Source organism: Nitrosomonas marina (genome assembly GCF_900111605.1).
In the GTDB taxonomy this organism is placed as follows: domain Bacteria; phylum Pseudomonadota; class Gammaproteobacteria; order Burkholderiales; family Nitrosomonadaceae; genus Nitrosomonas; species Nitrosomonas marina_A.
On sequence record NZ_FOIA01000089.1, the window covers coordinates 1 to 1,132 of the forward strand.

The window sequence follows — 1,132 nt, forward strand, 5'->3', positions numbered from 1 at the left end:
TACTTGTTAATTAATACTACCTTCTCTTGTCTCTAATACTAATTAATTAGTACTGCTCTTTTTACAACAGCTCAAGCGCCTTACAAAGACTCTTCATACGCTGCGTCCCACAGGCTAGTCGACCTTACACCATAAAGTCAAGTCATTTGTCATAAAATCTCCACTCGAACCATAGGGACTTCGTGTATATTAATTTTTTCTTCACTTTTTAACAAGATTGTTTACATATTTAGTTGACATGCCACTAAAAAGTCTTATAAAAACATTCACCTACCTAAAACAGTCTATAATATATTTTCAATGGAACGAACCAATCCATGTGCATTCAGCTTAACCGCCCCAAATCTTGCAAAAATTCATTTCATCGAAACCAATCGTTGCCCGTGTTCCATCGGTGATCAATGGTCTTTTGATCAAGCGGCCATTGCCTGATAACAGGGCAAAAATTTCACTGTCAGATAATACAGGTAATTTATCTTTAATTTTTAGTTCGCGATAATGCACACCACTGGTGTTGAAGAGTTTCTTTAACGGCGCTTTTGCAAACTCGGCAATTGCGGCGATCTCTTCCGAAGATGGTGGATTCTCAGTGATATCGACGAACTCATAAGCAATACCAGCCTGCTGCAAAAATTTTTCTGCTTTGCGACAGGTATCGCATTTTTTATAGCCATAAAATTTAATCATTTTCTTCCAGTCAGACAATCTGTGATGTAAACTGCTACTTACTTTACTAATAAGTGCAAAGCTTTCTAGTTATCCTTCTTTCGAGATAACTGTCAGCAACCATAATATTCAATCATACAAACCATTAGTGTGCAGCAGTCCGTGATTTCTCACCACCGTGCAGTTGGTTCGGTCGGCCCAACACAATCCAAACTGCATAAAGCAATCAAAAGAATTCAAACGATGCTCAACTTGCGGCCAGCATAACAAAACCATACCACTTGCAAACAAATGGCACCTGCCGACGATGACTATCACTATAAACTGAAAACGTAAAGTACGGTTCATCAAAATTTCCAGACGCATACACTCTAACGATCATTTCGGTAGACGCCACCCCTGATCATGAAAGAAACTTGAGAGGAAGGTGGCAGGAAGAGGTCGCACATTTTTTTGGTGACTTGAT

The 1,132-nt window shown here is 39.1% G+C and carries 1 protein-coding gene; it reads right to left on the reverse strand.

Annotated features, from left to right (window positions below; translation table 11 throughout):
* Positions 1-330: 330 nt before the first annotated feature.
* Complete coding sequence (locus BMY62_RS15865; protein ID WP_090662260.1) at positions 331-687, reverse strand: arsenate reductase family protein; 357 nt, start codon at positions 685-687, stop codon at positions 331-333.
* Between the last annotated feature and the right edge of the window lie 445 nt (positions 688-1,132).

What these genes read in the sequence shown, in the direction of transcription:
- BMY62_RS15865 (WP_090662260.1), bottom strand. Translation starts at nt 687, where the DNA reads ATGATTAAATTTTATGGCTATAAAAAATGCGATACCTGTCGCAAAGCA.